Source organism: Streptomyces sp. NPDC005266, assembly GCF_040607655.1.
GTDB lineage: Bacteria > Actinomycetota > Actinomycetes > Streptomycetales > Streptomycetaceae > Streptomyces.
The window spans coordinates 147342-166517 of the sequence record NZ_JBEXHC010000014.1 but is presented as its reverse complement, the minus strand read 5'-3'; the positions used below and the strand labels follow the sequence as shown (position 1 = coordinate 166517).

General features: G+C 72.1%; 19 protein-coding genes and 1 pseudogene. 12 read left to right on the top strand and 8 right to left on the bottom strand.

The genetic code is table 11. From position 1 onward, the window contains the following. The first annotated feature begins 76 nt into the window (after positions 1–76). The 4 genes from ABZU99_RS23810 (at position 77) to ABZU99_RS23795 (ending at position 3492) form a co-directional block, all read left to right on the top strand. Entirely contained in the window at positions 77–457 is a 381-nt protein-coding gene (locus ABZU99_RS23810) for a helix-turn-helix domain-containing protein (RefSeq protein WP_355942716.1), read from the top strand. A gap of 165 nt (positions 458–622) precedes the next feature. Then, the gene (locus tag ABZU99_RS23805; RefSeq protein WP_356046022.1) at positions 623–2107 is read left to right on the top strand and encodes a DUF2252 domain-containing protein; all 1485 of its coding nucleotides are present in this window, start codon (positions 623–625) and stop codon (positions 2105–2107) included. A 189-nt stretch (positions 2108–2296) separates the two neighbouring features. Beyond that, positions 2297–3100: a hypothetical protein gene (locus ABZU99_RS23800; RefSeq protein WP_356046045.1), complete on the top strand. Its 804-nt coding sequence runs from the start codon at positions 2297–2299 to the stop codon at positions 3098–3100. A gap of 41 nt (positions 3101–3141) precedes the next feature. Next, positions 3142–3492 (top strand): rhodanese-like domain-containing protein, encoded by a 351-nt coding sequence (locus ABZU99_RS23795; RefSeq protein ID WP_356046020.1) that lies wholly within the window; start codon positions 3142–3144, stop codon positions 3490–3492. 34 nt (positions 3493–3526) lie between these two features. Here the strand turns inward: ABZU99_RS23795 and ABZU99_RS23790 are convergent. From ABZU99_RS23790 to paaA, 6 genes and pseudogenes are all read right to left on the bottom strand, one after another. Then, a pseudogene (locus ABZU99_RS23790) lies at positions 3527–3886 on the bottom strand (acyl-CoA dehydrogenase family protein); the annotation flags it as partial. Between the two features lie 193 nt (positions 3887–4079). Then, the gene (locus tag ABZU99_RS23785; RefSeq protein WP_356046018.1) at positions 4080–5189 is read right to left on the bottom strand and encodes a 2Fe-2S iron-sulfur cluster-binding protein; all 1110 of its coding nucleotides are present in this window, start codon (positions 5187–5189) and stop codon (positions 4080–4082) included. Then, a complete protein-coding gene (paaD, locus tag ABZU99_RS23780) occupies positions 5189–5710 on the bottom strand; it encodes a 1,2-phenylacetyl-CoA epoxidase subunit PaaD (RefSeq protein ID WP_356046016.1) in 522 nt (173 codons plus the stop codon). Before paaD ends, ABZU99_RS23785 begins: the two co-directional genes overlap by 1 nt. Then, on the bottom strand, positions 5704–6405 hold the full coding sequence (paaC, locus tag ABZU99_RS23775) for a 1,2-phenylacetyl-CoA epoxidase subunit PaaC (RefSeq protein WP_355942701.1): 702 nt from the start codon (positions 6403–6405) through the stop codon (positions 5704–5706). The genes paaD and paaC overlap by 7 nt, the downstream gene beginning before the upstream one ends. Then, positions 6402–6698: a 1,2-phenylacetyl-CoA epoxidase subunit PaaB gene (paaB, locus tag ABZU99_RS23770; RefSeq protein WP_355942698.1), complete on the bottom strand. Its 297-nt coding sequence runs from the start codon at positions 6696–6698 to the stop codon at positions 6402–6404. The genes paaC and paaB overlap by 4 nt, the downstream gene beginning before the upstream one ends. Then, the gene (gene paaA / locus ABZU99_RS23765) at positions 6695–7645 is read right to left on the bottom strand and encodes a 1,2-phenylacetyl-CoA epoxidase subunit PaaA (protein WP_356046013.1); all 951 of its coding nucleotides are present in this window, start codon (positions 7643–7645) and stop codon (positions 6695–6697) included. Before paaA ends, paaB begins: the two co-directional genes overlap by 4 nt. A gap of 225 nt (positions 7646–7870) precedes the next feature. Between paaA and ABZU99_RS23760 the strand changes: the two genes are divergently transcribed. The 3 genes from ABZU99_RS23760 to ABZU99_RS23750 are packed head-to-tail and all read left to right on the top strand — an operon-like array spanning position 7871 to position 10567. Then, on the top strand, positions 7871–8542 hold the full coding sequence (locus ABZU99_RS23760; RefSeq protein WP_355942692.1) for a DUF5819 family protein: 672 nt from the start codon (positions 7871–7873) through the stop codon (positions 8540–8542). Next, complete coding sequence (locus ABZU99_RS23755; protein ID WP_356046011.1) at positions 8539–9798, top strand: HTTM domain-containing protein; 1260 nt, start codon at positions 8539–8541, stop codon at positions 9796–9798. The genes ABZU99_RS23760 and ABZU99_RS23755 overlap by 4 nt, the downstream gene beginning before the upstream one ends. Before the next feature lie 4 nt (positions 9799–9802). Further along, complete coding sequence (locus tag ABZU99_RS23750) at positions 9803–10567, top strand: TrmH family RNA methyltransferase (RefSeq protein WP_356046009.1); 765 nt, start codon at positions 9803–9805, stop codon at positions 10565–10567. A gap of 21 nt (positions 10568–10588) precedes the next feature. Here the strand turns inward: ABZU99_RS23750 and paaN are convergent, their stop codons facing one another. Next, positions 10589–12313 (bottom strand): phenylacetic acid degradation protein PaaN, encoded by a 1725-nt coding sequence (gene paaN, locus ABZU99_RS23745; RefSeq protein ID WP_356046007.1) that lies wholly within the window; start codon positions 12311–12313, stop codon positions 10589–10591. Positions 12314–12443: 130 nt separating this feature from the next. On the opposite strand from paaN, the gene ABZU99_RS23740 reads away from it, so the two are divergent. Both ABZU99_RS23740 and ABZU99_RS23735 read left to right on the top strand, forming a co-directional pair. Then, positions 12444–13988 carry a 3-hydroxyacyl-CoA dehydrogenase gene (locus tag ABZU99_RS23740; protein WP_356046005.1) on the top strand — a complete coding sequence of 515 codons (1545 nt, stop codon included), beginning with the start codon at positions 12444–12446 and terminating at the stop codon, positions 13986–13988. 2 nt (positions 13989–13990) lie between these two features. Beyond that, the gene (locus ABZU99_RS23735) at positions 13991–14596 is read left to right on the top strand and encodes a TetR/AcrR family transcriptional regulator (protein ID WP_355942681.1); all 606 of its coding nucleotides are present in this window, start codon (positions 13991–13993) and stop codon (positions 14594–14596) included. 273 nt (positions 14597–14869) lie between these two features. On the opposite strand, the gene ABZU99_RS23730 is transcribed toward ABZU99_RS23735, so the two are convergent. Next, positions 14870–15358: an Lrp/AsnC family transcriptional regulator gene (locus ABZU99_RS23730; protein WP_355942679.1), complete on the bottom strand. Its 489-nt coding sequence runs from the start codon at positions 15356–15358 to the stop codon at positions 14870–14872. 183 nt (positions 15359–15541) lie between these two features. Between ABZU99_RS23730 and pdhA the strand changes: the two genes are divergently transcribed. From pdhA to ABZU99_RS23715, 3 genes are read left to right on the top strand one after another with little or no spacing between them, the layout of a single operon-like run. Continuing rightward, a complete protein-coding gene (gene pdhA, locus ABZU99_RS23725) occupies positions 15542–16696 on the top strand; it encodes a pyruvate dehydrogenase (acetyl-transferring) E1 component subunit alpha (RefSeq protein WP_356046002.1) in 1155 nt (384 codons plus the stop codon). A gap of 16 nt (positions 16697–16712) precedes the next feature. Beyond that, complete coding sequence (locus tag ABZU99_RS23720) at positions 16713–17774, top strand: alpha-ketoacid dehydrogenase subunit beta (protein ID WP_355942674.1); 1062 nt, start codon at positions 16713–16715, stop codon at positions 17772–17774. After that, positions 17774–19126 (top strand): dihydrolipoamide acetyltransferase family protein, encoded by a 1353-nt coding sequence (locus ABZU99_RS23715; RefSeq protein WP_356045999.1) that lies wholly within the window; start codon positions 17774–17776, stop codon positions 19124–19126. Before ABZU99_RS23720 ends, ABZU99_RS23715 begins: the two co-directional genes overlap by 1 nt. The last annotated feature ends 50 nt before the right edge of the window (positions 19127–19176 follow it).

Below are 19176 nucleotides of genomic sequence, written 5' to 3'. Positions count from 1 at the left end.
ATTCCTACGTACCTATGGATGGCACAGTAGCTTACTTTTTCACAGTCCCCAACGAGAGGGCAGTAGTGTGTATTCCATGGCGGACGGTGGCGGGCACGAGGAGCGCGGCGAGCAGGCGTGTAAGCAGGTCGACGGCAAGATGACGCGGTTCTTCGAGTTGTTCGGCAAGCGATGGACCGGGCTGATCGTGGCGGTGCTGACGGAGCAGGGGGCGTACTTCGCCGAGCTCCGGCGGGCCATCCCGGGCATCAGCGAGCGCATGCTGTCGGACCGGCTGACCGAGCTGGCGGCGGCGGGGCTGGTGGTGCGGGAGGTCGACGCGGGGCCGCCGCTGCGGGTCGCCTACCGGCTGACGGACGCGGGGAGGGCGCTGGAGCCCGCGCTGAAGGAACTGGCGCGCTGGGCTGAGGACCATCTGCCGGAGGGCGGCGGCTGCCCGGAGCGGTTCCGGCGCTGAGCAGGCGCGCGGGGAGCGCCGGAGAGACGGAGAGCTTATCCACAGGCTCTGACGGCTTTTCCCGGTGAGCGGTACGGTCTGCTCAGTCAATGGCGTGGTCGGCGGTTTCGGGCTTGTCGGCCCTGTTCAAAGCCGCTGACGACGCGTGAGGAAGGCGGGGGCGCGATGACGGACGGCCAAAGCGGTGGCAGCGAGCCGGGCGAGGGGTCCCAGGTGAGCGACGGGGTTACGGCCGGGGCGGCTCGGCGGCTGCCGTCGGTGCCCGGCTTCGCCTCGTGGCATGACGGGCCGTCTCCTCGGCGGCAGGGCAAGGCGCTGCGCGAGCGGGTGCCGCGCTCGGCGCACGCCGGGCCGCCGTCGGGCGCGGACCGGCCGGACGCGGTGGCGGCGGTCGAGCGGTCGAACGCCGGGCGGTTGGCGGAGCTGACGCCGATACGGGTCGGGCGGATGGCCGCCACCCCCTTCTCCTTTCTGCGCGGGGCGGCCGGGCTGATGGCCCATGACCTGGCGACCACACCGGTGACCGGCATCGGCGCGCAGTTGTGCGGTGATGCGCACGCCGCCAACTTCGGTCTCTACGGGGACGCGCGCGGCGGTCTGGTCATCGATCTCAACGACTTCGACGAGACCATCCACGGTCCGTGGGAGTGGGATGTGAAGCGGCTCGCCACCTCGCTGGTGCTGGCCGGCCGGGAGGCGGGGGCGGACGAGGACACCTGCCGGGCGGCGGCCCATGACGCGGTCGGTGCCTACCGGCGCACGGTCCGGCTGCTGTCCAAGCTCCCCGCGGCCGACGCGTGGAACGCGATCGCGGACGAGGAACTGGTCTCCCACACGGACGCGAAGGATCTGGCCGGGACGCTGGAGCGGGTCTCCGAGAAGGCCCGGCGGAACACCAGCGCCCGGTTCGCCGCCCGGGCCACGGAGGCCGTGCCCGGCGACGAGGGCTCCTCCGCGCGGCCCGGGGCCCGGCGCTTCGTGGACGCCCCTCCGGTGCTGCGCCGGGTGCCGGACGACGAGGCGGCGGCGGTGGCCTCGGCGCTCGGCGAGTATCTGGGGACGCTGCCCGAGGACCGGCTGCCGCTGCTCGCCCGGTACGAGGTGCACGACGTGGCGTTCCGGGTGGTCGGCACGGGCAGCGTGGGGACCCGCTCGTATGTGGTGCTGCTGCTCGACCACCGAGGCGAGCCGATGGTGCTCCAGGTCAAGGAGGCCCGTCCCTCCGCCCTGCTGCCGTATGCGGCGAAGGCCGGTTTCAAGGTGCCGGAGGTCGCACACGAGGGGCGCCGGGTGGTGCTGGGGCAGAAGCGGATGCAGGTGGTCAGCGACATCCTGCTGGGCTGGACCACGGTGCGGGGGCGGCAGTACCAGGTGCGGCAGTTCCGCAACCGCAAGGGGAGCGTGGACCCGGCGGCGCTGGCCGCCGACCAGATGGACGACTACGGCCGGATGACCGGAGCGCTGCTTGCGCGGGCGCATGCGCACAGCGCCGATCCGCGGCTGCTGGCCGGGTACTGCGGTAAGAACGAGGAGCTGGACGAGGCCGTGGCCGCCTTCGCGGTGGCCTACGCGGACCGTACGGAGGCGGACCACTCCGAGCTGGTCGCGGCGGTGCGTGCCGGGCGGATAGCGGCCGAGCCGGGGGTCTGAGCCGCACCGGGGGTGCGGGGCTCCGTCGCCGCCGGCCACCGGACGTAGGCTGAGCGGGTGACGAACCCGGAAGCGCAGCAGCAGGCACAGCAGTCGGCGTCCGGGGCGGAGCCCCGGGCGGAGTCGCACGACCGGTGGGAGGAGGCCCGGTCGCAGGAGGCCCGGCCCGAGGAGACCGAGTCCGAGGAGATCTCCGAGGAGTCCCGGTCCGAGGAGGAGGCGCGGGCCGCCGAGCGTCTTGAGCGGGCGGTGCGGGCGGCCGAGCAGGCGCTGATCGAGTTCGAGATCGCGGTGGAGACCTTCCGGGTGGAGGTGGAGAACTTCTCCCGGCTCCACCATCAGCGGCTCGGGCCGATGTACTCGCGCCTCGACGAGCTGGACGCGCTGATCGCCGAGGCGGTCGCGGCCCGTACCGGCGACCCCGAGGACATCCGGAAGGCCAGTGAGGCGCGGGGGCTGGTCCTGCCCATGCCGGGCGTGGAAGAGCTCTTCAACGGCTGGATCGACTCGGAGGGCCTGTCCCCGGAAGCGGCGGCCATGCTCACCGAGCGGCCGGTGCAGCCGCCGCCGCGGGTGCGGCCGAGCGAGGAGGCCCGCCGGATCTACCGGGAGCTGGCCCGTAAGGCCCATCCGGACCTGGCCGAGGAGGAGTCAGAGCGGGAGCGGCGCGGTGCGTTCATCGTGCGGGTCAATGCCGCCTACGCGGCCGGGGACGTGGAGACGCTGCGGGCGCTGGCCGAGGAGTGGGCGGCCGGTCCGCCGCCGCCGGAGCGGCGGGCGAGCCGCAGCGAGGAGCTGTACGCCCGGCTGGAGTGGCTGGCCGAGCGCAAGGAGATGCTGGCCGCGGTCGCCGCCGAGCTGGAGTCGAGCGCGATCGGCGCCATGATCAAAATGGCCCCCGAGGACCCGGACCGGCTGCTGGACGAGATCGCCGAGCAGCTGCTGGCCCAGGCAGCCGAGAAGGAGGCCCGGCTGGCGGAGCTCGCGCGGTAGTAGGTTTTCTCTGACTTGATGTCGCGTGAGAGGTGTGTGTGATGCGTTTTGCCCAGCTTCCCCAGGTGGAGGCCGCGGCGGTGCCGGCCGACGGCTTTCTGCTGGACGTCCGGGAGGACGACGAGTGGGCGGCCGGGCATGCCGAGGACGCGCTGCACATCCCCATGGGGCAGGTCGTCGCCCGGTACGCCGAGCTGACCGAGGCGGTCGGTGAGCGGCGGGTGCATGTGGTGTGCCGGGTCGGCGGGCGGTCCGCGCAGGTGACCCAGTATCTGGTCGCCCAGGGCCTGGACGCGGTGAATGTGGACGGCGGGATGATCGCTTGGGACGCGGCGGGCCGCCCGATGGTGGCCGGCCCCGACGACACCGCCGAAGGGGCCTTCGTGCTCTGAGGGAGCCTGTCCGCGTCAGCCGAGCGGATGGCGGTCAGCCGAGGGGATGGGCGGCGAGAAGCTCGCCCAGGGACTCCTCGTGGGCGGCGGCGGGCCCCAGCGAGAGCTCCAGCTGCTTGGCCCAGGCGTGACAGCGGTGCAGCGGACAGTCGGTGACCGCGCCGAAGCCGCCGTGCAGAGGCTGTGCGGTCTGGACGACGCGGCGTACGCCCTCGGCGGCCCAGATCTTGGCGACGGCGACATCCCCGGCGGCGGGAAGCGCGCCGCTCGCCGCCGGCCGTGTGCCCTCCACGGTCAGCCGCCAGGCGGCCTGCCAGAGCGTGGCCTCCATCGCCCGTGGATCGATATAGCGGTCGGCGGCCTGGACGGCGACCGCCTGGAAGGTGGCGAGCGGGGGTCATCGCGGGGCTGGGCACGCCGTCCGGGGCGACGGAGGAGAAGACGGCCTTCGCCGCCTCGACGGCCGCCTGCTGCTCCCTCGTGAAGGTGAAGTGCACTGCTCTTCCTCCCGCGCCGCGGCTGTGTCCGACGGCCGGTCAAGATGGAACAGGTTCTACAAGAAGGGAACGCCCGGAACGGCCCGGCCTTCAGCGGTCGAAGTCCAACTCCACCCGCTCGCCGACCGGATGGGACTGACAGGCCAGCACATAGCCCGCCTCCACCTCGTCCGGCTCCAGCGCGAAGTTACGGTCCATCCGCACCTCGCCGGAGACCAGGAACGCCCGGCAGGTCCCGCACACCCCGCCCTTGCAGGCATACGGGGCGTCCGCGCGATTGCGCAGCACGGTCTCCAGCAGCGGCTCCCCGTCCCGCACCGGCCAGGTGCCCGACCGCCCGTCCAGGGTCGCGGTCACCGAGCTGTGCGACGCGGCGGCGGCCGGTGCCGGTGTGGGGGAGACGTCCTCCCCGGAGCCCGTCTGCACATGGAAGATCTCCTGATGGATGCGGCCGCGGGCGACGCCGAGACCACGCAGCGCCCGCTCGGCGGAGCGCACCAGCCCATAGGGCCCGCACAGGAACCAGCCGTCCACCGAGCGCACCGGCAGCAGGGCGGGCAGCAGCCCGGTCAGCCGCTCCTCGTCGAGCCGCCCGGACACCAGCCCGGTCTGCTGCTCCTCCCGGGAGAGAGCGGTCACCAGCTGGAACCGGTCGGGCCAGCGGTCCTTGAGGTCGGCGACCTCCTCCAGGAACATCGTCGAGGCGGCGGTGCGGTCGCTGCGGATCAGACAGAAGCGGGCCCCGGGTTGCTGCTCCAGCAGCGTCGTGGCGATGGACAGCACGGGGGTGATGCCACTGCCGCCGACGACCGCCGCGAAGTGGCCGGGCCTGGGGTCGAGGACGAACCGGCCGGCCGGGGCCATCACCTCCACGACCTCGCCGACCGCCAGCTCTTTGAGGGCGTACGTGGAGAACGCGCCGCCCTCCACCAGCCGCACCCCGACCCGCAGGAACTCCGGGCCCTCGGCGCCCGGGTCCGGTGTGCAGATCGAATACGTACGTCGGATCTCGGCGCCGTTGGTGAACCGCCGCACCGCGATGTGCTGCCCCGGGGCGAAACGGAAGGTCTCGCGCAGCTCGGGCGGCACCCGCAGGGTGACGGCCACCGCGTCATCGGTCAGCCGGTCGACCGCCGCCACCCGCAGCGGGTGGAACGCGCCATGACGGGGCGTGGCCCGCACCACCGCTTCCGCGGCCATCACAACTCCTTGAAGTGGTCGAACGGTTCGCGGCACGCCTCACAGCGGCGCAGCGCCTTGCAGGCGGTGGAGGAGAAGCGGCTCAGCAAGGTGGTCTCCGTCGAGCCGCAGTGCGGGCAGCGCACCGTGAGGGCGACGGGGACCGGGCCGCCCGCCGACGCGCGGCCCGGCGAGGGCGGCGCTATGCCGGCCTCCGCGAGCTTGCGGCGGCCCTCGGCGCTGATCGCGTCCGTGGTCCACGGCGGGGAGAGAACGGTGCGGACCGCCACCTCGGGGATGCCCCGCTCATGCAGCACCGCCTCGATATCGGCGGCCATCGACTCCAGCGCGGGACAGCCGGTGTAGGTGGGGGTCAGCTCGACCTCGACCCGGCCCGGCGCCAGGATCCGCAGCTCGCGCACCACGCCCAGCTCGGCCAGGGACACCATCGGCAGCTCGGGGTCGGGGACGGATCCGGCCAGCCGCCGCAGCTCCTCTTCGAGCGGCGTTGCGCTGGGGGCACGGGGCGTGGGCGTCACCATGTCGCCCCCGGGTGGCTGCGGCGCAGATGCTGCATCTGCGCGAGCATCGGGCCGAACGGCTCGGTGTGGATGCCCTGGCGCCCGGCGCCGGCCGCCCAGGAGCTTCGCTGCGGCCCCTCGGGCAGAGCCAGGGTGGCGCGGCCCAGGACGGAGGCGACACGGTCCAGCCACTGTGTACGCAGTGCGTCCCACTCCACCTCGCACCCCTTGACCGGTTCGAACAGCTCGCCGGTGAACCGCCACAGAGCGTCCAGCCCGCGCCGCATCCGCTCATGGCTCTCGGCCGTGCCGTCGCCGAGCCGCAGTGTCCAGTGCTCGGCGTGGTCGCGGTGGTAGGCCACCTCCTTGACCGCCTTGGCGGCGAGCGGGGCGAAGGGGCCGGTGCCTCGCGCCAACTCCTCGTACAGCAGCTCCTGGTAGGTGGAGAAGTAGAGCTGGCGGGCGATGGTGTGGGCGAAGTCGCCGTTGGGCCGCTCGACGAGCTGGACGTTGCGAAACGCCCGCTCCTCACGCAGATACGCCAGCTCGTCCTCGTCGCCGACGAGGGAGAGCAGTACCCGGGCCTGGCCGAGCAGGTCGAGGGCGATATTGGCGAGCGCGACCTCCTCCTCCAGCACGGGGCCGTGGCCGGCCCACTCCCCCAGCCGGTGGGAGAGCACCAGAGCGTCGTCGCCGAGGGCGAGGGCCGCGGTCACAGATGCCGCACCCCTTCCGGGATCTCGTAGAAGGTGGGATGGCGATAGGGCTTGTCGGCGGCCGGATCGAAGAACGGGGCCTTCTCGTCCGGCGAGGAGGCGGTGATCTCCGCGGACGGCATCACCCAGATCGACACCCCTTCCGAGCGCCGGGTGTACAGATCGCGGGCGCTGCGCAGGGCCATTTCGGCATCCGGCGCGTGCAGGGATCCGGCGTGGGTGTGCGACAGCCCGCGCTTGCTGCGCACGAACACCTCCCACAGCGGCCACTCACCGCTCGGCCTGTCGCTCATGCCTGTGCCTTCCCGTGCTTGGCCGCGAACGCGGCGGCGGCTTCGCGCACCCAGGCGCCTTCCTCATGGGCCCGGCGCCGCTGGGACATCCGCTCGGCGTTGCACGGCCCGTTGCCCCGCAGCACCTCCTGGAACTCCTCCCAGTCGATCGGGCCGAAGTCGTAATGGCCCCGCTCCTCGTTCCACCGCAGCTCGGGGTCGGGGAGGGTGAGGCCGAGCGACTCGGCCTGCGGGACACAGATGTCGACGAAGCGCTGGCGCAGCTCGTCGTTCGAATGGCGCTTGATCTTCCAGGCCATCGACCGTGCGGAGTGGGCCGACGCCTCGTCCGGCGGGCCGAACATCATGAGCGACGGCCACCACCAGCGGTCCACCGCGTCCTGCGCCATGGCGTGCTGTGCCTCGGTGCCCTGGCTCAGGGCCAGCAGCAGCTCATACCCCTGGCGCTGGTGGAAGGACTCCTCCTTGCAGATCCTGATCATCGCCCGGGCGTAAGGACCGTAGGAGCAGCGGCAGAGCGGGACCTGGTTGGTGATCGCGGCGCCGTCCACCAGCCAGCCGATGGCGCCGACGTCGGCCCAGGTCAGCGTGGGGTAGTTGAAGATCGAAGAGTACTTCTGGCGGCCCGAGTGGAGCTTGTCGAGCAGCTCGTCCCGGCTGGTGCCCAGGGTCTCGGCCGCGCTGTAGAGATACAGGCCGTGACCCGCCTCGTCCTGCACCTTCGCCATCAGGATCGCCTTGCGGCGCAGCGAGGGGGCGCGGGTGATCCAGTTGGCCTCCGGCTGCATGCCGATGATCTCGGAGTGGGCGTGCTGGGCCATCTGCCGGATCAGTGACGCCCGGTAGTCATCGGGCATCCAGTCGCGCGGCTCGATGCGCTCGTCCGCGGCCAGGGTGGCGTCGAACTCCGCCTCGTATGCCCCCGCCTCCGCCGCCATGGTCGTCATGCGAAGCCCCTTCGCCTCCGTCGCCACCGACCGGCCAGTCGACCGACCGACCGATCGTTCGGTCCAATGGTGTGCTGGGGGCACGTAGGGTGTCAAGCCTGTGGATAACGCTGAGGACGCTGTGCCGGGCGGTTCCCATGGGTACCGTTCCGGGGCGTAGGGCCGCGGGGGCGCGCAGCCGTCCGGCGTGCGCGAAGACCGGGACCATCGGGAGCGGGGCGGGGAATGGCGCAGACGGAGCCGGACGGCGAGGCGGCGGGACGGGTCGCCGCGCTCTCGCTGCCGTCACAGCTGATCGTCGGGGTGGCGATCGCCGCCGTCGGGGTCGCGGCGGCCCTACACCTCGCGATGGCCTTTTTGAACGTCGCGCCGCCCAACACCCTCAGCGAGCGGCACGGCGCCGCGATAGATGACTACGTCTATCCCGAGTTCGAGCGGAACTGGAAGCTCTTCGCCCCCAATCCGCTCCAGCAGAACATCGCCGTACAGGCACGCGCCGAGATCCGCACCCCCGAGGGCGGCACCGCGACCACCGGCTGGCGAAACCTCTCCGCGCAGGACGGGGCGGCCATCCACCACAATCTGCTGCCCAGCCACACCCAGCAGAACGAACTGCGCCGCGCCTGGGAGTTCTACCTCAGTTCGCATGACCCACAGGAGCGGCCCAACGGCATGCGCGGCACCCTCTCCGAGCGGTACATCCGCCGGATCGTGATGCTCCGCTTCGGCCGCGAGGAGGACGGCGGGACCGTGGAACGAATACAGGTTCGGTCCGCGACCACACCGCTGGCCGCGCCGCCCTGGAGCACGGAGAAGACCGACACCAAGACGGTGTACCGGAATCTGCCGTGGTGGACGGTGACCCCCGACGACCTGCCGGAGGCGGAGCGGCGGTGACTCTCTTCGCCCGCCTTCAGACCGCCGTTGCCCGTGGCCACGCCCGCGTCACCGGCTCCGCGCTCGGCCTCCACCAGAGCGCCGTCGTGCGCATCGGCTTCTCCTTCACCTGGCTGCTCTTCCTGGTGCGCGAATGGCCCCACCGCCGGGAGCTGTACGGCCCCGACGGCCCCTGGAACTGGGACATGGCCGACCGGCTGATCGACGGCAATCACGCCTTCAGCGCGCTCATGTGGTCGGACGGCGCCGTATGGTTCGAGATCGTCTACACCCTCGCCCTCGTCTCGAGCGCGCTGCTTCTGCTCGGCTGGCGCACCCGCACCATGTCGGTGCTGTTCATGCTCGGGGTGCTGTCCCTGCAGAACCGCAGCATCTTCGTGGGGGACGGCGGCGACAACCTCGTCCATCTGATGGCGCTCTATCTGGTGCTCACCCGGTGCGGGCAGGTGTGGTCCCTGGACGCCCGCCGGGCGGCGCGCCACGCGGCCCGCGCGGAGTGGGAGAGCCTGGCCGGCCAGGAGCGGCCGTCGCGCGATACGGCCGGGATCGCGCTGTGGGCCGTCACCGGCTCCGCACTGCTGTGGGCGCAGCTGTTCACCGGCGCCCGGCTCTCCTGGACGGCCGATGGCCTCCTCCCCGGACTGGGCTGGGCGACGATCCTGTGGGGGCTGTGGCTCGTGCACGCCGGCTGGTGGCTCGTACGGCGCTACGCACCGGGGGAGCCGCGCACCGTCATGGAGGTGCTCGGCCATCTCGCGCACAACGGCGCACTGCTGGTGATCATGGCCGAGGTCTGTCTGCTCTACGCCTCGGCCGGCTGGTACAAGATCCAGGGCTCGCGCTGGCAGGACGGCACCGCGCTCTACTACCCGCTGCACCTGGACTACTTCTCGCCCTGGCCCGGCCTCGCCTCGGCCATGGCCGCCAGCGGCACGCTGGTCATGGTGCTGACCTACGCCACGGTCATCATGCAGGTCGCCTTTCCCTTCACCCTGCTGAACCGGCGGGTGAAGAACGTGATGCTCGTCCTGCTGATGCTGGAGCACCTCGGCATCGCCGTGATGCTGGGGCTGCCCTTCTTCTCGCTCGCCGCGATCGCGGCCGACTCGGTGTTCCTGCCGACGAACTTCCTGCTCTGGGCCGGTGCGCGGGTGGGCCGGGCCCGGGCCCGGGCGGTGGCGCGCGCCGTCCGGCTGCCGGGCCGGCGGGAGCGGGAGAGCGAGGAGGAGTCCCCGGCCGGTGCCCCCGTAGGCTGAGGACATGATCGAGGACGAGGCCGCCCAGGCCGTACGGCGGTGGCGCGCGACCGCTCCTGAGACCGTGCTGCTCGACGGCTTCCACGCGCTGAAGCACGCGCTGCGTTTCGGGGCGGACGTGCGGGTCGCGGTCACCAGCGACAAGGCCGCCGCCGTGGAACTCGCCGCCGGCCTGGCCGATGACCTCACCGAGGTGGTCAGGGATCTCCTGGTGGAGGTGGAGGCGGCGACCCTGTCCGATCTCGTGCCCAGGGTTCATCCCACCCGGGTCGCCGCTCTGGCGGTCCGTCGCGGCCGCAGGGAGAACCTGGACGAGCTGTCGCGGCGGCCGCGCCCGGCCCCGGTCGTCGTGCTGGACAACCCCCGCAACCTCGGGAACGTCGGGGCCGTGGTGCGGCTCGCCGCCGGGTTCGGGGCGTCGGGGGTGGTGACCACCGGCGACATCGATCCCTGGCATCCCAACGCCGTGCGCTCGGGCGCGGGGCTGCACTACGCCACCGCGGTCGAGCGGCTGCCGGCCGACGCTCTTCCGGAGGGTCCGCTGTATGTCCTGGACCCGGAAGGGGAGGACATCCGGTCCGTGGTCATCCCCGATGACGCGCTGCTTGCCTTCGGGTCCGAGCGGCATGGGATCTCGCCGGAGCTGCGGAAGCAGGCCACCAGGCTGGTGGCCCTCCCCATGCGGCCTCAGGTGTCCAGCTACAACCTGGCCACCAGCGTGGCCATGACCCTGTTCCACTGGGGAGGACCCGCCCGCTCCGACGAGTGAGGGGCCTTCGGGCCCGATCCGTTACGGGGCGGGGCGCCGGATCTCGATCATCCGGAAGCGGCTCGCCACGAACGCGCCGTCACACAGCGCCGCATTGGCCGACGGATTCCCGCCCGAACCATGGAAGTCGGAGAAGGCCGCGGTCTGGTTCACATAGACCCCGCCGGTCAGATTGAGCGACAGCTGGGCGCACTCCTCCAGACACGCATCCTCGATCAGCCGCTCCACCTCCGGCGAGGTGGTGTACGCGCCGACCGTCATCGCGCCCTTGTCCCGGGTGGTCCGGCGCAGCAGCCCGACCGCGTCCGCCGCGGAGTCGACGGCGACGGCGAAGGACACCGGGCCGAAGCACTCGGCGAGATACGGCGCGTCCGCGTCGGCCCCCTCCCAGAACTTCCGGGCGCCGTCCGCCTTCACGATCAGCGGCGTGCGGACCGTGGCGCCCGGGAAGTCGGGGTGGGTCACCGCGCGGGAGGCGAGGGCGACCCCGCCGAGCCCCGGCGCGGCCTCCAGGCGCTCCTTCACCCTCGGGCCCACGATGGCGCCCAGCAGCGCGCCCGCCCGCACATCGTCGCCGAGCAGCCCGTCGACCGCCGCCGCCAGATCGGCCACCACCTCGTCGTACGACTTCGGGCCGGCGTCCGTGGTGATGCCGTCACGGGGGATCAGCAGATTCTGCGGGGTGGTGCACATCTGGCCGCTGTACAGGGACAGGGAGAAGGACAGATTGGCCAGCATGCCCTGGTAGTCGTCGGTGGAGTCGATCACGACCGTGTTGACCCCGGCCTTCTCCGTGAAGACCTGGGCCTGGCGGGCGTGGGTCTCCAGCCAGTCGCCGAAGGCGGTCGAGCCCGTGTAGTCGATGATGCGGATCTCGGGGCGCACGGCGAGGACCTTGGCGATCCCCTCGTCCGGCCGCTCGGCGGCGAGCGCCACCAGGTTGGGGTCGAAGCCCGCCTCCACGAGCACCTCCCGCGCGACCTGGACGGTCAGCGCGAGCGGCAGCACGGCCTGCGGATGCGGCTTGACCAGCACCGGATTGCCGGTGGCGAGCGAGGCGAAGAGCCCGGGATACCCGTTCCAGGTCGGGAAGGTGTTGCAGCCGATCAGCAGCGCGATACCGCGCGGGACGGCCGTGAACGTCTTGTGCAGCCGCAGCGGATCGCGCTTGCCCTGGGGCTTGGACCAGTCCGCGGCGCCCGGGGTGCGGGTCTGCTCGGCGAACGCATACGCCACCGCCTCCAGGCCGCGGTCCTGTGCGTGCGGGCCGCCCGCCTGGAAGGCCATCATGTACGCCTGCCCGCTCGTGTGCATCACGGCCTGGGCGAACTCGTGCGAGCGGGCGCTGATCCGGGCCAGGATCTCCAGGCACACCATGGCCCGCGCCTCGGGCCCGGCATTCCGCCAGCCGGGCATCCCCGCCCGCATCGCCGCGAGGAGCACATCGATATCGGGGTGGGGATACTCCATGCCCATCTCGATGCCGTACGGCGAGACCTCTGAGCCCGTCCAGCCGTCGGTGCCCGGCTGGTCGAGATCGAGGCGCTTGCCGCGCAGCGCCTCGAACGCGGTTTGGCCCTCGGCGATGCCGAGGCTCGCGCGCCCGGCCCGCTCGTCGCCGCCGTAGGCCTTCGGGTGCTCCGGGTGCGGGGACCAGTACGCCCGGGTACGGATAGCCTCCAGGGCCTGGTCGAGGGTGGGGCGGTGCGTCTCGGTCAACTGCGCTGTGGTGAGTGCCGTGGTCACGACTGACCAACTCCTCGTCGAGCTGGGGCTGGGCTGGGAAGGGCCGACAGAGTTAGATTAACCGAACGATCGGTCGGGACAAGAGGGCCTGGCGAACCTGTGGACAACTTCGTCCGAGAGGATGAGCGGCATGACTGAGACCGACCGGGGCCCGGCGCGTACCGGCACCGTGGCCGTCATCGGCACCGGCACCATGGGGCAGGGAATCGCCCAGGTGGCGCTGGTCGCCGGCCACCCCGTGCGGCTCTACGACGCCGCGCCCGGCCGGGCCGCCCGCGCCGCGGACGCCATCGCCGACCGCCTCGGCCGGCTGGTCGCCAAGGGCAGCCTCCCGGCCGCCGACCGCGACGCGGCCCTCGGCCGGCTCGCCCCCGTCGCCGGTCTCGCCGACCTGGCCGACGCGGAGCTGGTCATCGAGGCGATCCTGGAGGAACTCGGCGCGAAACAGCAGCTGTTCACCGCCCTCGAATCCGTCGTCTCCGAGCGCTGTCTGCTGGCCACCAACACCTCTTCCCTCTCCGTCACGGCCGTCGCGGGCGCCCTGCGCCATCCCGGCCGCCTCGTGGGTCTGCACTTCTTCAACCCGGCACCGCTGCTGCCGCTGGTCGAGGTCGTCCGGGGCTCCCTCACGGACGAGGCCGCCGCCGACCGTGCGTACGACACCGTCGCCGCCTGGGGGAAGACCCCGGTGCGCTGCGCCGACAGCCCCGGATTCATCGTCAACCGCATCGCCCGCCCCTTCTACGCCGAAGCCTTCCGGATCCGTGAGGAGGGCGGAGCCGACCCGGCCACCGTCGATGCCGTGCTGCGCGAGTCCGGCGGCTTCAGGATGGGCCCCTTCGAGCTGACCGACCTGATCGGCCAGGACGTCAATGAGGCCGTCACCCGCTCCGTGTGGGAAGCGCTGTTCCACGATCCGAAATTCACCCCGTCTCTCGCCCAGCGGCAGCTCGTCGCCTCCGGACGGCACGGGCGCAAGGCGGGCCACGGATGGTTCGACTACGCCGAGGACGCCGAGCGCCCCGCCCCGCACACGGCCGAGCCGTGCGAGGCCCCCGAGAAAGTCGCACTCCGCGGTCATCTCGGGCCCGCCGACGTGCTCGCCGAGCTCATCGCCGAGGCGGGCATCACGCTGATCCGCGAACCCGTCGAAGCGCCGGGACCCGAGGGCCGCGCCGGGGGATATCTCGCCCTGCCGGACGGCACCCGGCTCTCCCTGACCGACGGTTCGCCCGCCGGCGCGGACCCCAACGCCCGCTGTATCCGCTTCGATCTGGCGCTGGACTACCGGACCGCCGCCCGCGTCGCCCTCGCGCCCTCCGGGACCGCCGCCCCGGAGTCCGTACGGTCCGCGATCGGCCTCTTCCAGGCGCTGGGGAAGCGGGTCAGCGTCGTCCCGGACCTCCCCGGCATGATCGTGGCACGTACGGTCGCCATGCTCGTGGACTTCGCCGAGGACGCCGTCGCCCGGGGCGTGGCGAGCCCTGACGACATCGACACCGCCATGCGCTCCGGGGTGAGCTACCCGCGCGGCCCGCTGCGGTGGGGACGCGACCTCGGCGCCTCCTGGGTGCGCGACACCCTGAGGAACCTCCATGAGGCCTGGCCGACCGGCCGCTACGCACCCTCCCAGGCCCTGATGCGGCGTGCCGCCGCCGAAGAAAAGCTGCTCTAATCATGACCATGGCCAAGCGCGACACCTATACCCCTGAATCGCTGCTCGCGGTTGCCGTGAAGGTGTTCAACGAGCGCGGCTACGACGGCACTTCGATGGAGCATCTCTCCCATGCCGCCGGCATCTCCAAGTCGTCCATCTATCACCATGTGAAGGGCAAGGAAGAGCTGCTCCGGCTGGCTCTCAGCCGCGCCCTGGACGAGTTGTTCGCCGTCCTTGAGGAACCCGCCGCGAACGAAGGCCGGGCCGTCGAACGACTGGAGTACGTGGCCCGGCGCACCGTCGAGGTCCTGGTGGCTGAGTTGCCCTACGTCACCTTGCTGCTGCGCGTCCGGGGCAACACCGACACCGAGCGCTGGGCCATGGAGCGGCGGCGGGAGTTCGACCACGAGGTCGCCGAGCTGCTCAAGCAGGCGGCCGCCGACGGCGACCTGCGCGCCGATGTGGACGCCCGGCTGGCCACCCGGCTGCTCTTCGGCATGATCAACTCCATTGTGGAGTGGTACCGCCCGGGCCGTGGCGGGTCCGCGACCTCCGACGAGGTGGCCGACGCCGTGGTGCGGACGGCCTTCGCGGGCCTGCGCCCGCCGGGCGGGGGCACCCCCTAAGCCTTGATCCACCGGTGGCGGTTTGAAGTGATCTTCTGATGGGCTTCCGAGCCGGTTTTGGGTCGGTCGTTGGGGATGGGCAGGTGGTAGCCGCTGGTTTGCCCAGCTTTTCCACAGTTCGCTTCCGGTCGGGCCCTAGCGGGCGGGATGGGCAGGGGTTGTCAGGCAGGTTCGGGTGGGTCGTGGGCGGTGTCCCTCGGCCAGGCCGAACGGCGAGGGATCAGCGGCGAACTTCACCGCATCCGCTTAGGGCCGCCCCGGCCCCGGGCCCGGCTATCGCTCCGTATCGAGCTCCGTCTCCTCGAAGACCAGCAGCGTCCGGGTGCTCAGCACCTCCGGAATGGCCTGGATCCGGGTGAGGACCAGCTCGCGCAGCGAGCGGTTGTCCTCGGTGTGCACCAGCAGCAGCACGTCGAAGTCCCCGCTGACCAAGGCGATGTGCGCCGCGCCGGGAAGCGCTTTGAGCTGGTCGCGGACGGTGCGCCAGGAGTTCTGGACGATCTTCAGCGTGATGTACGCGGACGCTCCCTGTCCGGCCCGCTCCTGGTCCACGCGGGCGCTGAAGCCGCGGATCACACCGTCGTCGATGAGCCGGTTGATCCGGGCGTAGGCATTGGCCCGTGAGACATGTACCTGGTCGGCCACGGAGCGTATGGAGGCGCGGCCGTCCGTCTGGAGCAGACGCAGGATGTCGCGGTCGATCGAGTCCAGCTCGCGCGCGGGTGGCCTGCCGTCCGGATTGGCCATCTGTTCGCCCTGCATGGCGCTACGCCTCCCCTTGGTGGACGACCTGTCTTCATCTCATGCTGTGCAGAACCGTTTGTCCACAGGCTTGGGTCCCCTGTAGCCAAAATGCGTGAGCGACCGAACAATCGGTAGGGAGAGGGGGCGCCGCCCGGCGCGCCCGCCCCCCTTCCAGCTGTCTGCCCGCCTGGAGGTCGCGTCATGACGGTCCTAGAGCAGCCCGGTGGCTACCGGCCCGCTCCCCCGCCCGCCTGGCAGCCCCGAGCCGATGCGGCGCCGCTGCTGCCCGGCGCGGAGCCGTACCGCCTGCTGGGCACCGCCGCTGCCGCCGACATCCCACCCGGCCTGCTGACCCGGCTCCACCGCGAGCTGGTGCGCGGCCGCCGCTACAACACCCAGGCCACCGCCCTCACCCGGCAGGGCCGGCTGGCCGTCTACCCCTCCTCCACCGGGCAGGAGGCCTGCCAGGTCGCCGCCGGCCTGGTGCTCCAGGACCAGGACTGGCTCTTCCCCAGCTACCGCGACACCCTGGCCGCCGTCGTCCGCGGGCTCGACCCCGTCCAGGCCCTCACGCTGCTGCGTGGCGACTGGCACTCGGGATACGACCCCCACATCCACCGCGTCGCCCCCCTGTGCACCCCGCTCGCCACCCAGCTGCCGCACGCTGTCGGCCTCGCCCACGCCGCGCGGCTGAAGGGTGACGACGTCGTCGCCATCGCCCTCGTCGGCGACGGCGGCACCAGCGAAGGCGACTTCCACGAGGCCCTCAACTTCGCCGCCGTCCTCAACGCCCCGGTCGTCTTCCTGGTCCAGAACAACGGCTTCGCGATCTCCGTGCCCCTCTCCAAGCAGACCGCCGCTCCCTCCCTCGCCCACAAGGCGGTCGGCTATGGCATGCCCGGCCGCCTCGTCGACGGCAATGACGCGCCCGCCGTGCACCAGGTCCTCGACGAGGCCGTGGGCCGGGCGCGCGCCGGCGGCGGCCCCACCCTCGTCGAAGCCGTCACCTACCGCATCGACGCTCACACCAACGCCGACGACGCCACCCGCTACCGCTCCGAGTCCGAGGTCGAGGCATGGCGGGCCCACGACCCCATCGCCCTCCTGGAGGAGGCCATGCGGGAGCGCCATCTCCTCGACGAGGAGCACGCCCTGGCCGCGCGCGACGCCGCGGAGCGGCTCGCCGCCGACCTGCGAGACCGCATGAACCAGGACCCGGTCATCGACCCCATGGAACTCTTCGAGCACGTCTACGCCGACAAGACCGGCCAACTGCGCGAGCAGGCGGCCTTCTTGCGCGCGGAGCTCGAGGCCGAGGCCGAGACCGGCTCCGGCGGGCCCGGCATCGGTGAATGACGAGCAAGGGGGAATGATGACCACCGCCGCAACCGCCGGGACCGGCACCGCCCGCAAGCCCGCCACCATGGCCCAGGCCCTCGGCCGGGCGCTGCACGACGCCATGGCCGCCGATCCGTCCGTCCACGTCCTCGGCGAGGACGTCGGCACCCTCGGCGGCGTCTTCCGGATCACCGACGGGCTCGCCGAGAAGTTCGGCGACGACCGCTGCACGGACACGCCCCTCGCGGAGGCGGGCATCCTCGGCACCGCCGTCGGCATGGCCATGTACGGGCTGCGGCCCATCGTCGAGATGCAGTTCGACGCCTTCGCCTACCCGTCCTTCGAGCAGCTCATCAGCCATGTCTCGCGCATGCGCAACCGCACGCGCGGCGCGATGCCGCTGCCCATCACCGTGCGGGTGCCGTTCGGAGGCGGCATCGGCGGCGTCGAGCACCACAGCGACTCCTCCGAGATCTACTACATGGCCACCCCCGGCCTCCATGTCGTCACCCCCGCGACCGTCGCCGACGCCTACGGGCTGCTGCGCGCCGCCATCGCCTCCGACGACCCCGTCGTCTTCCTCGAACCCAAGCGGCTCTACTGGTCCAGGGCCGACTGGTCGGCCGACCGGCCGGAGGAGGTCCCGCCCATCGGGCGCGCCCTCGTACGGCGATCGGCCGGAAGCGGTTCCGGCGGCCGGAGCGCCACCCTCATCTCCTACGGACCCTCCGTCCCCGTCTGCCTCGAAGCCGCCGAGGCCGCCGAGGCCGACGGCTGGGACCTCGAGGTCGTCGACCTGCGCTCGCTCGTCCCCTTCGACGACGACACGGTCTGCGCCTCCGTGCGCCGCACCGGCCGCGCGGTCGTCGTCCACGAGGCCACCGGCTTCGGCGGACCCGGCGGCGAGATCGCCGCCCGGATCACCGAGCGCTGCTTCCACCACCTGGAGGCCCCGGTACTGCGGGTCGCCGGATTCGACATCCCCTATCCGCCGCCCATGCTCGAACGGCACCATCTGCCGGGTGTCGACCGGGTGCTCGACGCAGTCGCCCGGCTCCAGTGGGAGTCGGAGTGGACCGAGGGGAGCGCGGTCTGATGGCTGTCGTGCGGGAGTTCACGCTGCCCGATCTGGGTGAGGGGCTCACCGAGGCCGAGATCGTCCGGTGGCTCGTCCAAGTCGGCGATATCGTCGCCGTCGACCAGCCGGTGGTGGAGGTCGAGACCGCCAAGGCCATGGTGGAGGTGCCCTGCCCCTACGGCGGGGTGGTGACCGCCCGCTTCGGCGAGGAGGGCACGGAGCTGCCGGTGGGGGCGCCGCTGATCACGGTTGCGCTGGCGGAGGAAGCCGAATCGTCCGACGAGGGCGGAGGGTCTCGGGCGGCTGTCTCCTCCGGCCCCGCCGCCTCCTCCGCCGATGGCGCCGCCTCCTCCACTGACGGGGCATCCGGGAACGTGCTGGTCGGCTACGGGACCACGGCACCTGCCGCGCGTCGTCGGCGCGTTCGCCCTTCGCCGTCCCGCGCGGTGACCAAGTCCCCCGCCGGGCCCATCCCCGTGATCTCACCCCTGGTGCGGCGGCTGGCCCGAGAGCACGGTGTCGATCTGCGTGAGCTGACCGGTTCCGGGCCCGAGGGGCTGATCGTGCGGGCGGATGTCGAGCGTGCCGTGGGGTCCGCGCGTGTGGGCTCCGTTGTTGCGCCGCCTGTTGTTGTGGGGGTCGGCTCCAACGGGAGCGCGGGCCGTGCGGGTGGCGGGGCCGGTGAGAAGCGGGTTCCGCTGCGCGGGGTGCGGGGCCTGGTCGCCGACAAGCTCGCGCGCAGCCGGCGGGAGATCCCCGACGCCACGTGCTGGGTGGACGCCGACGCGACCGAGCTGCTCGCCGCACGTGCGGCGATGAACGCCGCCGGTGGCCCCAAGGTGTCCCTCCTCGCCCTGCTGGCCCGCATCTGCACCGCCGCCCTTGCGCGGTACCCCGAGCTCAACTCCACCGTGGACATGGACAGCCGTGAGATCGTGCGGCTCTCCAATGTCCATCTGGGGTTCGCCGCGCAGACGGAGCGGGGGCTGGTCGTGCCGGTTGTGCGCGACGCGCACGCCCGTAGCGTTGAGGGGCTCTCCGAGGAGATGGCCCGGCTGACCGAGGCCGCCCGGATGGGGTCGCTTGCGCCTGCGGAGCTGACCGGGGGCACGTTCACGCTGAACAACTACGGGGTCTTCGGGGTCGACGGCTCGACCCCGATCATCAACCACCCCGAGGCGGCCATGCTCGGGGTCGGGCGGATCGCCCCGAAGCCGTGGGTGTGGGAGGGGGAGCTGGCGGTGCGGCAGGTGGTGCAGCTGTCGTTCACGTTCGACCACCGGGTGTGCGACGGGGGGACGGCTGGGGGGTTCTTGCGGTACGTGGCCGACTGTGTGGAGCGGCCGGCGGTGTTGTTGCGAGGGCTGTAGCGGGTGCGGGTGGGTGTGGGGCGCCGGGGGTGCGTTTCGGGTGCGGGGGC

Excerpts from the sequence above, each read along its gene's own strand:
- ABZU99_RS23810 (WP_355942716.1), top strand. The coding sequence starts at position 77 with ATGGCGGACGGTGGCGGGCACGAGGAGCGCGGCGAGCAGGCGTGTAAG.
- ABZU99_RS23805 (WP_356046022.1), top strand. The coding sequence starts at position 623 with ATGACGGACGGCCAAAGCGGTGGCAGCGAGCCGGGCGAGGGGTCCCAG.
- ABZU99_RS23795 (WP_356046020.1), top strand. The coding sequence starts at position 3,142 with ATGCGTTTTGCCCAGCTTCCCCAGGTGGAGGCCGCGGCGGTGCCGGCC.
- ABZU99_RS23785 (WP_356046018.1), bottom strand. The coding sequence starts at position 5,189 with ATGGCCGCGGAAGCGGTGGTGCGGGCCACGCCCCGTCATGGCGCGTTC.
- paaD (WP_356046016.1), bottom strand. The coding sequence starts at position 5,710 with ATGGTGACGCCCACGCCCCGTGCCCCCAGCGCAACGCCGCTCGAAGAG.
- paaB (WP_355942698.1), bottom strand. The coding sequence starts at position 6,698 with ATGAGCGACAGGCCGAGCGGTGAGTGGCCGCTGTGGGAGGTGTTCGTG.
- paaA (WP_356046013.1), bottom strand. The coding sequence starts at position 7,645 with ATGACGACCATGGCGGCGGAGGCGGGGGCATACGAGGCGGAGTTCGAC.
- ABZU99_RS23760 (WP_355942692.1), top strand. The coding sequence starts at position 7,871 with ATGGCGCAGACGGAGCCGGACGGCGAGGCGGCGGGACGGGTCGCCGCG.
- ABZU99_RS23750 (WP_356046009.1), top strand. The coding sequence starts at position 9,803 with ATGATCGAGGACGAGGCCGCCCAGGCCGTACGGCGGTGGCGCGCGACC.
- ABZU99_RS23740 (WP_356046005.1), top strand. The coding sequence starts at position 12,444 with ATGACTGAGACCGACCGGGGCCCGGCGCGTACCGGCACCGTGGCCGTC.
- ABZU99_RS23735 (WP_355942681.1), top strand. The coding sequence starts at position 13,991 with ATGACCATGGCCAAGCGCGACACCTATACCCCTGAATCGCTGCTCGCG.
- ABZU99_RS23730 (WP_355942679.1), bottom strand. The coding sequence starts at position 15,358 with ATGCAGGGCGAACAGATGGCCAATCCGGACGGCAGGCCACCCGCGCGC.
- pdhA (WP_356046002.1), top strand. The coding sequence starts at position 15,542 with ATGACGGTCCTAGAGCAGCCCGGTGGCTACCGGCCCGCTCCCCCGCCC.
- ABZU99_RS23720 (WP_355942674.1), top strand. The coding sequence starts at position 16,713 with ATGACCACCGCCGCAACCGCCGGGACCGGCACCGCCCGCAAGCCCGCC.
- ABZU99_RS23715 (WP_356045999.1), top strand. The coding sequence starts at position 17,774 with ATGGCTGTCGTGCGGGAGTTCACGCTGCCCGATCTGGGTGAGGGGCTC.